Source organism: Rhodococcus sp. BP-261 (assembly GCF_019835205.1).
GTDB lineage: Bacteria > Actinomycetota > Actinomycetes > Mycobacteriales > Mycobacteriaceae > Rhodococcoides > Rhodococcoides kyotonensis_B.
In genome coordinates this window covers 406,964-419,579 of record NZ_JABUCO010000001.1, presented here as the reverse complement: position 1 = coordinate 419,579, position 12,616 = coordinate 406,964, and the positions used below count along the sequence as shown (strand labels likewise).

The 12,616-nt window shown below is 65.0% G+C and carries 10 protein-coding genes and 2 tRNA genes; 9 read left to right on the top strand and 3 right to left on the bottom strand.

Annotation, left to right across the window (positions count from 1 at the left end):
• The first annotated feature begins 83 nt into the window (after positions 1–83).
• Positions 84–836 carry a maleylpyruvate isomerase N-terminal domain-containing protein gene (locus tag HQ354_RS01950; protein ID WP_222634065.1) on the top strand — a complete coding sequence of 251 codons (753 nt, stop codon included), beginning with the start codon at positions 84–86 and terminating at the stop codon, positions 834–836.
• Between the two features lie 118 nt (positions 837–954).
• Here HQ354_RS01950 and HQ354_RS01945 read toward each other — a convergent pair.
• Positions 955–1,025 (bottom strand) — tRNA-Gly (locus tag HQ354_RS01945).
• A 229-nt stretch (positions 1,026–1,254) separates the two neighbouring features.
• On the opposite strand from HQ354_RS01945, the gene HQ354_RS01940 reads away from it, so the two are divergent.
• From HQ354_RS01940 to clpX, 5 genes are all read left to right on the top strand, one after another.
• Positions 1,255–1,328: transfer RNA gene (locus HQ354_RS01940), tRNA-Pro, on the top strand.
• Between the two features lie 110 nt (positions 1,329–1,438).
• Positions 1,439–2,815, top strand: coding sequence for a trigger factor (gene tig / locus HQ354_RS01935; protein ID WP_068423772.1), 1,377 nt, complete (start codon positions 1,439–1,441; stop codon positions 2,813–2,815).
• 81 nt (positions 2,816–2,896) lie between these two features.
• On the top strand, positions 2,897–3,547 hold the full coding sequence (locus HQ354_RS01930) for an ATP-dependent Clp protease proteolytic subunit (protein ID WP_084423645.1): 651 nt from the start codon (positions 2,897–2,899) through the stop codon (positions 3,545–3,547).
• 46 nt (positions 3,548–3,593) lie between these two features.
• Entirely contained in the window at positions 3,594–4,235 is a 642-nt protein-coding gene (locus HQ354_RS01925) for an ATP-dependent Clp protease proteolytic subunit (RefSeq protein WP_068423770.1), read from the top strand.
• A gap of 365 nt (positions 4,236–4,600) precedes the next feature.
• Positions 4,601–5,878, top strand: a complete 1,278-nt coding sequence (gene clpX / locus HQ354_RS01920) for an ATP-dependent Clp protease ATP-binding subunit ClpX (protein WP_222634064.1) — start codon at positions 4,601–4,603, stop codon at positions 5,876–5,878.
• Between the two features lie 54 nt (positions 5,879–5,932).
• Here clpX and fdhD read toward each other — a convergent pair whose 3' ends face one another.
• Together fdhD and malQ are read right to left on the bottom strand one after the other, a co-directional pair.
• Positions 5,933–6,757, bottom strand: a complete 825-nt coding sequence (gene fdhD / locus HQ354_RS01915; protein ID WP_222634063.1) for a formate dehydrogenase accessory sulfurtransferase FdhD — start codon at positions 6,755–6,757, stop codon at positions 5,933–5,935.
• 58 nt (positions 6,758–6,815) lie between these two features.
• Entirely contained in the window at positions 6,816–8,951 is a 2,136-nt protein-coding gene (malQ, locus tag HQ354_RS01910) for a 4-alpha-glucanotransferase (RefSeq protein WP_222634062.1), read from the bottom strand.
• A 353-nt stretch (positions 8,952–9,304) separates the two neighbouring features.
• On the opposite strand from malQ, the gene HQ354_RS01905 reads away from it, so the two are divergent.
• The 3 genes from HQ354_RS01905 (at position 9,305) to HQ354_RS01895 (ending at position 12,579) form a co-directional block, all read left to right on the top strand.
• Positions 9,305–9,727, top strand: coding sequence for an ATP-binding protein (locus HQ354_RS01905; protein ID WP_222634061.1), 423 nt, complete (start codon positions 9,305–9,307; stop codon positions 9,725–9,727).
• The gene (locus HQ354_RS01900) at positions 9,727–10,512 is read left to right on the top strand and encodes a SigB/SigF/SigG family RNA polymerase sigma factor (protein ID WP_068423763.1); all 786 of its coding nucleotides are present in this window, start codon (positions 9,727–9,729) and stop codon (positions 10,510–10,512) included. The genes HQ354_RS01905 and HQ354_RS01900 overlap by 1 nt, the downstream gene beginning before the upstream one ends.
• Before the next feature lie 90 nt (positions 10,513–10,602).
• On the top strand, positions 10,603–12,579 hold the full coding sequence (locus HQ354_RS01895) for an alpha/beta fold hydrolase (RefSeq protein WP_222634060.1): 1,977 nt from the start codon (positions 10,603–10,605) through the stop codon (positions 12,577–12,579).
• Positions 12,580–12,616: the final 37 nt, after the last annotated feature.

Here is a 12,616-nt window from a genome sequence, read left to right as displayed (position 1 = left end):
CCCCGTCGGACAAATCGGACACTATCGAGTTTACGCGGCGGATATCCTCGCTCCGATGACGTGACGATGTCAGGATCGCCGGTATGACACCTGATCAACAGTTGGATCTACTTGCCGCCGAATGCACCCGCATGGGGTCACTGTCCTTGGACGACGCGAGCGCACCGGTCCCGTCGATGCCGGATTGGACGGTCGAGAAACTGGTCAGGCATGTGACCTTCGTCCACCGGATGGCGCGCGCGGCACTGTCCGCGCCTGCGGCCGACGGCATGGCGAAAGTCATTGCGGCAGTAAATAAACCAGAACGTGGGCCGGCGGTGCTCGACGACTACGCCGAGGCTGCCGCGGCGATGCTCGACGACTTCCGACGCGTCGACTTGCAGCAGCCGGTGGCGACATGGGCAGGCGAGGGGACGGCCGATTACTGGATCCGTCGGCAACTGCACGAGGTGACCGTCCACCGCTTCGACGCTCAGGACGCCGTGCACGCACGCGGGGGAGCGGAACCCGACGCGGCCGACCCTGCCGGGGCCGCCGACGGCGTCGCCGAATGGGCCGAGGCGTTTCTGACGCGTGTGCCGCTGGAGCGTGTGCCGGACCTGCGCGGGCGCACGATTCATCTGCACACCGACGACGGAACGGACATGGAGCTGTTCGTCGACTTCACCGGGGACGCCGTTGTCGTCACTCGTGAGCATCGCAAAGGGGATGTGGCACTGCGAGGATCGGCGCAGGACCTGTTGCTGACGGTGTGGCGTCGGCGGCCGTTCGAGACTCTGGACGTCGTCGGCGACGAGGCGGTGGGGCGGGCGCTGTACGACGGCGTCCGAATCTAGGCCTGGCCCGGCATCGATGGCACACCACAGCCGCTGGGCGGCATGGATGGTGCTTCGATGCCGGCAGGAAAGCAACGAAAAAGGCCCGGTCCGCAGGTGCGGGCCGGGCCTTTCGATGAGCCGATGACGAGAATCGAACTCGCGTAGCCTGTTTGGAAGACAGGGGCTCTACCATTGAGCTACATCGGCGTGCGAGCAGTCGGTGGATCGGTGATCCCCGTTGCTTGCGATTCGAAACTCTACATAATGCGGCTTCGAGATTACAAACCGCCTGCATGTAGAGTCTGTCGAGACGGAAACGGTGGCCCTGTGTGGGGTACCGCCGACGTCTGCTGTTCAATGGTGCCTGTAGGTTGGACGGTGTTCGCACGAGGTTTCCGTTGTCGTGCGGGAAGCCGCAGCGTGCGGAGCAGTACGACGGGGTGTGGCGCAGCTTGGTAGCGCATCCGCTTTGGGAGCGGAGGGTCGCAGGTTCAATTCCTGTCACCCCGACAGAAGGCCGCGGGGTCCGAACGGATCCAGCGGCGTCCGCGTGAACGGTTCGCCGTCGACGGTGAGCCGGTCCGACAGCAGAGGCAAGACCACCAGAAGGAGCATGTCCCGTGAAGAGCACCGTCGAGCAGCTCAGCCCGACGCGAGTCCGTATCAACGTTGAGGTGCCCTTCGAGGAGCTCAAGCCTGATTTCGACCGCGCATACAAGGCACTCGCGCAGCAGATCCGTCTCCCCGGATTCCGCCCGGGCAAGGCTCCGGCGAAGCTCCTCGAAGCACGCGTCGGCCGCGGCGCCGTGCTCGAGCAGGTCGTCAACGACGCTCTCCCGGCTCGCTACTCGGAGGCCGTGACGGCCGAGGAGATCAAGGTCATCGGCCAGCCCGAGATCGAGATCACCAAGATCGAGGACGGCGAAGAACTCACGTTCACCGCCGAGGTCGACATTCGCCCCGAGATCACGCTCCCGGACTACTCGACCATCAGCGTCACCGTCGACCCGCTCGAGATCACCGACGAGGCCGTCGACGAGCAGCTGCAGTCGCTGCGTCAGCGTTTCGGCACCCTGACGGGCGTCGAGCGTGCGGTCCAGACCGGTGACTTCGTGTCGATCGACCTGTCGGCCACCGTCGACGGTGAGACCGTCGAAGAGGCGTCGGCCGAGGGCCTGTCCCACGAGGTGGGCTCGGGTCAGCTGATCGAGGGCCTCGACGACGCCATCGTCGGTGTCGCAGCAGGCGAGTCCAAGGACTTCACGTCGACCCTCGTCGCAGGCGATTACGCAGGCAAGGAAGCCGTCGTCACCGTCAAGGTCGTGTCGGTCAAGGAGCGCGAGCTCCCCGAGGCCGACGACGAGTTCGCTCAGCTCGCCAGCGAGTTCGACACGCTCGACGAGCTCCTCGCCGACCTGAAGACGCGCGTCGAGCGCGTGAAGAAGGTCGAGCAGGCCGGTCAGATCCGCGACAAGGTGCTCGAGACGCTGCTCGAGACCGTCGAGGTTCCGGTGCCCGAGGCCGTCGTCAAGGCCGAGGTCGACAACCAGGTCCACGAGGCCATCCACGGTCTCGACCACGACGAGGCCAAGCTCGCCGAGCTGCTCGAGTCGCAGGGATCGAGCCGTGAAGAGTTCGACAAGGACGTCAAGGAGACGGCCGAGAAGTCGGTCCGCACCCAGCTGCTGCTCGACGCCATCGCCGAAGCCGAGAAGACCGAGGTCGGCCAGGACGAGCTCACCGAGCGGATCATCTTCCAGGCGCAGCGCTACGGCATGTCGCCCGAGCAGTTCATCCAGCAGGTGCAGCAGGCCAACCAGCTGGGCGCAGTCTTCGCGGACGTGCGTCGCGGCAAGGCCCTCGCGTCGGTCGTCGACCGCGTCAAGGTGACCGACACTGCCGGTGCGGACATCGACACCTCCGAGCTCTTCGGAAGCCCCGCGGAAGCCGAAGAGCCTGCAACAGGCGATTCTTCCGAGGGTGAACAAGAGAAGTAACGCTGACAGCGAACGACGGCGGTTCCGGGACTCCGGGGCCGCCGTCTTTCGTTAGTGTCTGTATCAGGAACCAACGATCGTATGGAAAAGGCAGGTACCGTGACTGTTCAGAATCCGGCGGCTTCGCACCAGCAGAGTCCCGTCATGACTTCGGCCTCTTCCGGCCTGAATCTCAGTGACTCCGTGTACGAGCGCCTGCTTCGCGAGCGCATCATCTTCCTCGGTACTCAGGTCGACGATGACATCGCCAACAAGCTCTGCGCACAGATCCTTCTCCTGTCGGCCGAGGATCCCACCCGCGACATCTCGCTCTACATCAACTCTCCCGGTGGTTCGGTCACCGCGGGTATGGCCATCTTCGACACGATGGAATTCGCCGAATGCGACGTTGCCACCTACGGCATGGGACTCGCGGCCTCGATGGGCCAGTTCCTGTTGTCGGCAGGCACGAAGGGCAAGCGCTACGCCCTTCCGCACGCCCGCATCATGATGCACCAGCCGTCGGCGGGCATCGGTGGTAGCGCCAGTGACATCGCCATCATGGCGGAGCAGTTCGCTCACACGAAGCGGGAAATGGCCGAGCTGATCGCTCAGCACACCGGACAGACCGTCGAGCAGATCACCGCGGATTCCGATCGTGACCGCTGGTTCACCGCAGAAGCGGCCAAGGAGTACGGCTTCGTGGACCACGTCATCTCGCGCGCGCGGCAGGCAGGCGGCACCGGCTCCTGATCAGGAGCCGCTCGTCCCTCACGATCACTCACTTCATGGAGAAACGATGACAAACTTGTTCGACCCGAATCAGATGCCGTCCTCGCGGTACATCCTGCCGTCCTTCGTCGAGCACTCCAGCTACGGCGTCAAGGAGTCCAACCCGTACAACAAGCTGTTCGAGGAGCGCATCATCTTCCTCGGTGTCCAGGTCGACGACGCGTCGGCCAACGACATCATGGCGCAGCTGCTCGTGCTCGAGGGGCTCGACCCAGACCGCGATATCACGATGTACATCAACTCGCCGGGTGGATCGTTCACGTCGCTGATGGCAATCTACGACACCATGCAGTACGTCCGAGCAGACGTCGCGACAGTGTGCCTCGGCCAGGCGGCGTCGGCTGCGGCCGTTCTGCTGGCAGCGGGAACGCCGGGCAAGCGTGCCGCACTGCCCAACGCCCGCGTGCTGATTCACCAGCCCGCCAGTGGTGGAATTCAGGGTCAGGTCTCGGACCTCGAGATCCAGGCCGCCGAGATCGAGCGCATGCGTCGCTTGATGGAGACGACGCTCGGCCGCCACACCGGTAAGGATCCCGACGTCATCCGCAAGGACACCGATCGCGACAAGATCCTCACCGCCGAGCAGGCGAAGGAATACGGAATCATCGACACCGTGTTCGATTACCGCAAGTTGTCGGCACAGAAGTAGTACCGAACAGGTATCTTCGCGAAGACCGTTGCGCGTGCCGAGTGGAGTAGAGCTCGTTCCACTCGGCACCGCACACATCGCAGGCCGGGTCGACGTAACAGTCGGGGGCCCGCGATTCGATGGTCGGTATGGCAGTGAAGAGGTGGCGTCGTTCGAACCGAGTACTTCTCGGATTCGTCGGCGAATCACCGGAAACAACTCGCCCATGTTCGACGAACACGGGTACGGTCGCATCAGGGCTCGAAAGCTATGGCTCATCGTGTCATCGCTCGAACGCTGTGGATCGAGAAGTTGCACACGGCCGGCGCAGTACCCGGTAGGGGTGTTCGCCGGTCGAACGCGGACAAGGAAGTAGGAACCTCCGAATGGCACGCATCGGTGACGGTGGCGATCTGCTGAAATGCTCTTTCTGCGGTAAGAGCCAGAAGCAGGTGAAGAAGCTCATTGCGGGGCCGGGTGTGTACATCTGCGACGAGTGCATCGACCTGTGCAACGAGATCATCGAGGAGGAGCTCGCGGAGTCGAGCGAGGTCAAGCTCGACGACCTGCCGAAGCCCTCCGAGATTCGGGATTTTCTCGAGAACTACGTGATCGGCCAGGACACCGCCAAGCGCACGCTTGCCGTGGCCGTCTACAACCACTACAAGCGCATCCAGGCCGGCGACAAGGCTCGTGACACGCGCGGCGAGAGCGTCGAACTGGCCAAGTCCAACATTTTGATGCTCGGCCCGACGGGCTGCGGCAAGACGTACCTGGCGCAGACCCTCGCCAAGATGCTGAACGTGCCGTTCGCGATCGCCGACGCCACCGCGCTCACCGAGGCGGGGTACGTCGGTGAGGACGTCGAGAACATCTTGCTGAAGCTGATCCAGGCTGCCGACTACGACGTCAAGCGCGCCGAGACCGGCATCATCTACATCGACGAGGTCGACAAGATCGCCCGCAAGAGCGAGAACCCGTCGATCACGCGGGATGTCTCCGGCGAGGGCGTGCAGCAGGCACTGCTGAAGATCCTCGAAGGTACGCAGGCCAGCGTTCCGCCTCAGGGTGGACGCAAGCACCCGCACCAGGAATTCATCCAGATTGACACGACCAACGTCCTCTTCATCGTGGCCGGAGCGTTCGCCGGCCTCGAGAAGATCGTGTCGGACCGCGTCGGAAAGCGCGGGCTCGGCTTCGGTGCCGAGGTCCGGTCCAAGGCCGAGATCGACACGCAGGACCACTTCGCCGAGGTCATGCCCGAGGATCTGATCAAGTTCGGTCTGATTCCGGAGTTCATCGGCCGTCTGCCGGTGGTCGCGTCGGTCACCAATCTCGACAAGGACTCGTTGGTCACGATCTTGTCGGAGCCGAAGAACGCGCTCGTGAAGCAGTACAGCCGGTTGTTCGAGATGGACAACGTCGAGCTCGAGTTCACCAAGGATGCGTTGGAAGCGATCGCCGAACAGGCGATCCTCCGCGGCACCGGCGCTCGTGGCCTGCGGGCGATCCTCGAGGAAGTGCTCAACCCGGTGATGTTCGACATCCCGAGCCGTGACGATGTCGCGAAGGTCGTCGTCACGTCGGAGACCGTCAACGACAACGTCCTCCCGACGATCGTTCCGCGTAAGCCGGAGCGCGAGCGTCGCGACAAGTCGGCGTAGTCACCTACACCCCGAGACCCGGTCGTCCACGGACGGCCGGGTCTCGTCGTCTGTTCAGCGTTCGATGCGGTCGGCGCGCGAGTAGATGTTCATGTTCTCGCCGCGGAGGAACCCCACGACGGTGAGTCCGGACTCCTCGGCCAGGTCGACGGCGAGCGACGAGGGCGCCGACACCGCAGCGAGCACGGGTATCCCGGCCATGACGGCCTTCTGTGCGAGTTCGAAGGATGCTCGTCCGCTGACCATCAGAACCGTTCCTCGCAGCGGCACTCGGCCTTCGCCGACCGCCCAGCCGACCACCTTGTCGACGGCGTTGTGCCTGCCGACGTCCTCGCGGACCACCAGCATCCGGCCGTCGCGGTCGAACAGCGCTGCAGCGTGCAGTCCGCCCGTCGATTCGAACACCTTCTGGGCGTCACGCAACGTCGTCGGCATGGTCGTCAGCACCGACGCCTTGACCCGCACGTCGTCGGACGCGGGGGAGTGAACCGATTTCAGTCGAACGGCATCCAACGATGCCTTGCCACACACGCCGCACGACGACGTCGTGTAGAAGTTGCGTTCGACGCCCGGCTGGGGTGGTGCAATCCCGTCGGCGAGCGTGATGTCGAGAACGTTGTAGGTGTTCTGCCCCTCGTCGTCGACGCCGTCGCAGTACCGGGCTATCGCGATGTCGTCGCGGCTGCCGATGACGCCCTCGGTGAGCAGAAACCCGTGAGCGAGTTCGACATCGTGGCCCGGAGTGCGCATCGTGACGGCCAACGGGTTCCCGTCGACGCGGATCTCCAGGGGTTCCTCGACGACAAGCGTGTCGGGACGGCTGGTCTCGTGTATCCCGCGGATGCGTACTACTGGCCGTCGCGTCGTGATGCGTCCCATCGTTCGAGTATGCCGCTACGCGACCCGTGCGCGGATAGTTGGCCCAGTGTCCGACTGTTCAGGCACGGGTGCGAAGCGCCTCGACCAAAGACACCAACCTCGGATGATCGACGAGGTCGTCGACCCAGACGGCCTTCTTCTTGTCGTCGGCGAGAGGGACCTTCCAGTTCTCGTACTGGGTTTCGTCCGTTCCCGGTTGATTCTGAATGCGGTTCTCGCCGACGGCGTCCACGAGTGCGACACCGATCAGCACCGACGGACTGAGCCGGACGAGACGGTGCAACGCCTCGATCGTCTCCTGCTCGGACGCGTCGTCGGCGAGCAGTCCTCGATGTCGCGCGAGGTCGAGGACGGCCTCGCGAGCCGCGGTGTCCCGCGCGGTCTCCTCGTCGAGGTCGCGTTCGAGAAGCCCCAGCCGTGATCTGAGCGCGATGTGTTCGCCGCGCAGGTATCCGGCCGTCGGCGGCAGGTCGTGGGTGGTGACCGACGTCAAGCACAGGCGTCGGTAATCCTCCGGCGGAATGGGCGTTCCTTCGTCGTTCTCGAACCACAGGATCGACGTGCCGAACAGACCGCGGCCACCGAGGTACTCCTGCACCAGCGGTTCGAAGACCCCGAGATCCTCACCCACCACGACGGCGCCGGCACGCTCCGCTTCCAGGATCAGGATTCCGATGAGTGCCTCGTGGTCGTAGGTGACGTACGCGCCGTCGGCAGCCGACGTCGCCCCCTCGGGAATCCACCACAGGCGGAACAGACCGAGAATGTGGTCGACGCGAACGCCGCCTGCATGCCGGAGCACGGTGCGCAGCATGTCTCGATACGGCGCATATCCGAGCTCGCGCAACCGATCCGGGTTCCACGGAGGCTGATTCCAGTTCTGGCCCTGCTGATTGAAGTTGTCCGGCGGCGCTCCCACGGTGACCCCGGACGTCAAGGCGTCACCGAGCGTCCAGGCGTCGGCTCCGTGTCGATGCACGCCGACGGCCAAGTCGTGGACGACGCCGATATCCATGCCCGAGTCGAGCGCGGCGCGCTGTGCGCGGCTCAGCTGTTCGTCGCAAATCCATTGCAGCCACATGTGGAAGTGGATCCGGTCGGCCAGTTTCGTGCGCTGGGCCGTCGCGTGGTCGGTCCGCGGGTGGGCTGCACTGTCACGCCAGATCTTGCTGTTCGGACCGTGTTTCTCCGCGAGGGCACACCAGAGCGCGAAGTCTTCGAGACCGGACCCCTCGCGCTCGCAGAACGACTCGAACGCCGCCTGACGTGACGCCGACCTCTCGACTCGATGAACACGTTCGAGCGCACCGAGTTTCGCTCGGAACGACGGGTCGCGGTCGATGCGTCGAATTCGCTTGTTCGCCTTGGTGAATTCCGACGCCGACCTCCGCACCTTGGCGTACTTCTCGGGGGACAGATACGCGGTCTCCTCGATGTCCTCGACCCTGATGTACATGGGGTCGAAGAACCGTCGTGTGGACGGCAGGTACGGCGACGCCTCGACGGGCGGATTCGGACGCCCCGCATGCAGTGGGTTGACGAGGAGGTAATCGAACCCGTGGAGTCGCCCCGCGATCGATGCGGTGTCGGCCAGGTCGGCATAGTCGCCGACTCCCCACGAGCGGTTCGATCGCAGCGAATACAGTTGCGCGAGAAGACCGTATCGCTGACGATCGGTGATCGCGTCGTTGGCCGTCGAGCGCTCGGGTGTCACGGCGAGCGGGCACTGCGACGTCGTCACCTCGCCGTTTCCCGGGTCGCTCGCAGCCGTGACCGTGTGCCAACCGGCTGGGATTTCTGCGGGGATCTCGAACGTGGCCCGGCCGACGAGTGTGCCGTCGACCTCACGTGGATCGACCCATACTCCGAGTTGTTCGAGCTCGACACGGACCCCTGTCTCGGTGACGAGATGCACCGACAGCGGATCCCCGTGCGGCACATGCACTTCGACGCGAGCCGCCGTTCCCGCGATCGTGACGAGAACGGGTGGCAACATGCGACGCCACGGGGCGGTGTCGAGATCGTCCAGCGAGCGCGCGACGTCGTCCTCGTCTGTCGCCGCGATGCCCCTGGCTTCGAGGATCGCGCGGAGTGTCGCGTCGGATACCGAATGTTCGACGTCGTCCCATCCTCGGTAGGACGCTCCGATGCCGCATCGCCCCGCCAGTTCCCGCAATCGCTCCGTGTAGTCCACCTCTCGATCGTGCCAGTACGGGAGCCCGCCGTCACCTCGTACGACCGTGTGCCGTCCGGTCGGCAAGAGTTTCGTTATCGAATCGGGTTCGTCCGCCCCTGGGGGCAGGACTACTCTGGGGCACCAGCGTCCGCGTACCTGCCCCGGGTCACGGTCGCGGATGTCCCCGTCCACGCCTCCCCCCGGTTGGGACGGGGACGTTTTGCGCCTGTTGCCCGCTTCTGCCGTCGTCGCGCGAGCGGACCGCAGAGCCGCGCGGGATTGAACTGCGAAAGCCTGGGTATCCTTGGTCCGGTCGAAATGGAGTTCGACCTCGGTCTGAGTACATGCGAAACAACTGATAGGGAGCGCGGATGACTGGCGTCGGCAAGATCGAAGAGCTGGAACGAGATTCCGGCGCACCGGTCGAATTGCGGGTGATCGCCGACGCCGCGCAGCTTCCCGTCGTTCGTGCCGTTGCCGAAACCCTTGCGGTTCTGTCGGACTTCACGCTCGACGACATCGCCGACATCAAGCTGGTCGTCGACGAGGTCTGCTCGGAACTGATCGCCGGTGCGGTGCTCGGGGCCGAACTGTCGTGTTCGTTCGTCGTCGGTGACAGCGGCATCCGTATCGCCACGACGTCGACCGTGCAGACCGGCAAGCTACCGAAGCAGGACAGCTTCGGCTGGCACGTCCTGCAGACGCTGACGGATTCCATCGCGCTGACCGTCGACGATGTCGACGAGGGACACGTCGTCGCCGTCGACGTGATCAAGCGGAGGAGCACCATCTAGTGCCTGCGCCGTACGAGAAGTCCGGTCGGCGTCAGTCGGACGACTACAAAGAAGTCGTGCCCCTCATCCAGGAGATGCAGGCGCTCGACAAGGATTCACCGCAGCGACAGGTGCTGCGGGATCGCATCATCACTCGGTGTCTACCTCTGGCCGAACACATCGCCCGTCGATTCGGCGGACGCGGGGAGGCGCACGAGGACCTTCTGCAGGTCGCACGGCTCGGCTTGGTCAACGCCGTCGATCGATTCGACATCGAACGCGGTTCGGACTTCGTGTCGTTCGCCGTCCCGACGATCATGGGCGAGGCTCGTCGCTATTTCCGCGACGCGGGATGGTCGGTGCGTGTTCCGCGCCGCATGAAAGAACTGAACTCCATGATTTCCGGCGCGGTGGGAACGCTCTCCCAGAAGCTGGGACGTGCCCCGACGGCGAGTGAAATCGCGGCCGAGCTGGGCATCGACGTCAAGGAGGCCTCGCAGGCTCTGTTGGCGCGCAGTGCATACCAGACGGTCTCGGTGGATTCGGTCGTCAGCGACGATCGGCTTCCGCTGATGGACACTCTCGGCGAGGACGACCCCGAGCTGGAGAAGATGGAAAGTTACCTCACCGTCCGACCGGCACTCGAGAAGCTTCCCGAGCGTGAGCGTCAGATCGTGATCCTCCGGTTCTTCGGGTCCATGACGCAGACGCAGATCGCCGAGCGCATGGGTATCTCGCAGATGCACGTGTCCCGCATCCTGGCTCGAACGTTGACTCAGTTGCGTGAGGAGCTCGGTCCCAGCTGAGCGGCGGCTCCTGAAGGCTCCGGCTGTCACAAGGTCGTCGTAGGATCGGTTCGGCCGTAATCCAGTTCGACCCTTCAGGAGCGCGTACCAGTGTCAGACGGCATCTTCGACGATCTCGCCCAATACGTGGCTGAGCCGCGCGTGACCGACTTGGCGGTGACGGAGGACGGATCGCGCGTCGTCGTCGCAGTGTCCCAACTCGATTCGGGGGCAGCGTCTTACGTCGGTGCGCTGTGGGACGTCGACCCGTCCGGGCAGTCCGAGGCGCGCCGGTTGACGTTCGGCGAGGCAGGCGAGAGCGGTCCGGCATTCGGCGAGTCGGGCGATCTCTTCTTCCTGCGTCACGCGTCCAAGGACGAGAAGTCCTCGGCGATCTGGTCCCTGCCCGCACGCGGTGGTGAGGCACAGGTCGTCGCCGAGCGCGGCGCAGGCTTCTCCGGGTTGCGTCTGGCGGCCGGACGGATCGTGGCGTCGTCGAACGTGCTTCCGTCGGCGACCACCGACGACGAGGACGAGCGTCTACGCACTCTGCGCAAGGACGGCAAGGTCGACGCGATCCTGCATTCGGGCTATCCCGTGCGGTACTGGGACCACGATCTCGGCCCGGCCACCCCGCATCTGTTCGCCGGCTCGGTGGAGGGCGAGATGCGCCGCATCACCGCGAACGCCGGTCACGCTCTGCAGGAGGCGTCGTACGACGTCAGTCCCGACGGCACCTTCGTGGTGACGACGTGGACGGTGCCCGGCGCGCTCGCGGTGGCACGCACCGTCCTCGTCCGGATCGACGTGGCGTCGGGGGAGCGCACCGTCCTCGTCGACGACGCGGACGCCGATGTCGGCTCGCCCGCGATCTCCCCGGACGGGTCGAGTGTCGTGTTCGTGCGCGAGACGGTGACGACTCCCGAGGAAGCACCGCGAACGACGCTGCAGCAGTACGACTTCGACGGCGGAGTGATCTCGGATCTCGCGCCCGGGTGGGATCGGTGGCCGCGAGATCCGGTGTGGCTGCGCGACGGTAGCGGTGTACTCGTCGTCGCCGACGACGACGGCCGAGCCCCGATCTTCGTGGTCCGGGACGGATCGGTGACCAGGCTGACCGACACCGACTCCGCATACACGCACGTGCAGACGACCACCGGCGGGTCGGTGTTCGCGCTCGAGGCGTCGTACACGCAGCCGCCGCATCCCGTCCGGATAACTCTGTCGACCGGGGAGCTACGGCCTTTGCAGGCGGTGTCGCTGCCCGACGTGCCCGGCACGCTGACCGAGATCGAGACGCGTACGGAGGACGGCACACGGGTGCGTGCGTGGCTGGCGCTGCCGCCCGACGCGTCGGACCGTGCGAAGGCGCCGCTGCTGCTCTGGATCCACGGTGGACCGCTCGGATCGTGGAACACCTGGTCGTGGCGCTGGAACCCGTGGCTGCTGGTCGCCAAGGGATACGCCGTGCTGCTACCCGACCCGGCGCTCTCGACGGGCTACGGTCAGGACTTCGTCCAGCGAGGGTGGGGACGCTGGGGCCGCGAACCGTTCACCGACCTGATGGCCGTCACCGACGCCGCTGTCGCGCGCTCGGACATCGACGAGACTCGCACAGCCGCGATGGGCGGCTCGTTCGGCGGTTACATGGCCAACTGGATCGCGGGCCACACCGATCGTTTCGACGGCATCGTCACGCATGCGAGCTTGTGGGCGCTCGATCAGTTCGGACCGACCACCGACGTCGCGTACTACTGGCAGCGCGAGATGTCGCCGGAGATGGCGGTGGAGAACTCGCCGCATCTGTACGTCGCGGACATCTCGACTCCGATGTTGGTCATCCACGGTGACAAGGACTATCGCGTACCGATCGGCGAGGGGTTGCGGCTCTGGTACGAGCTGCTCAGCGAATCGGGACTGCCTGCCGACGACGAGGGCAGGACGGACCACCGGTTGCTGTACTTCCCGTCGGAGAATCACTGGGTGCTCGCACCCCAGCACGCCACGATCTGGTACCAGGTGGTCTTCTCGTTCCTCGCCGAGCATGTGCTGGGAGAGACGGTGGCGTTGCCCGAATCGTTGGGATGAAGGGCGAGCGGGAGGCGCTCGGCGCGACTACTAGAAT

Excerpts from the sequence above, each read along its gene's own strand:
- HQ354_RS01950 (WP_222634065.1), top strand. The coding sequence starts at position 84 with ATGACACCTGATCAACAGTTGGATCTACTTGCCGCCGAATGCACCCGC.
- HQ354_RS01930 (WP_084423645.1), top strand. The coding sequence starts at position 2,897 with ATGGAAAAGGCAGGTACCGTGACTGTTCAGAATCCGGCGGCTTCGCAC.
- HQ354_RS01925 (WP_068423770.1), top strand. The coding sequence starts at position 3,594 with ATGACAAACTTGTTCGACCCGAATCAGATGCCGTCCTCGCGGTACATC.
- clpX (WP_222634064.1), top strand. The coding sequence starts at position 4,601 with ATGGCACGCATCGGTGACGGTGGCGATCTGCTGAAATGCTCTTTCTGC.
- fdhD (WP_222634063.1), bottom strand. The coding sequence starts at position 6,757 with ATGGGACGCATCACGACGCGACGGCCAGTAGTACGCATCCGCGGGATA.
- HQ354_RS01905 (WP_222634061.1), top strand. The coding sequence starts at position 9,305 with ATGACTGGCGTCGGCAAGATCGAAGAGCTGGAACGAGATTCCGGCGCA.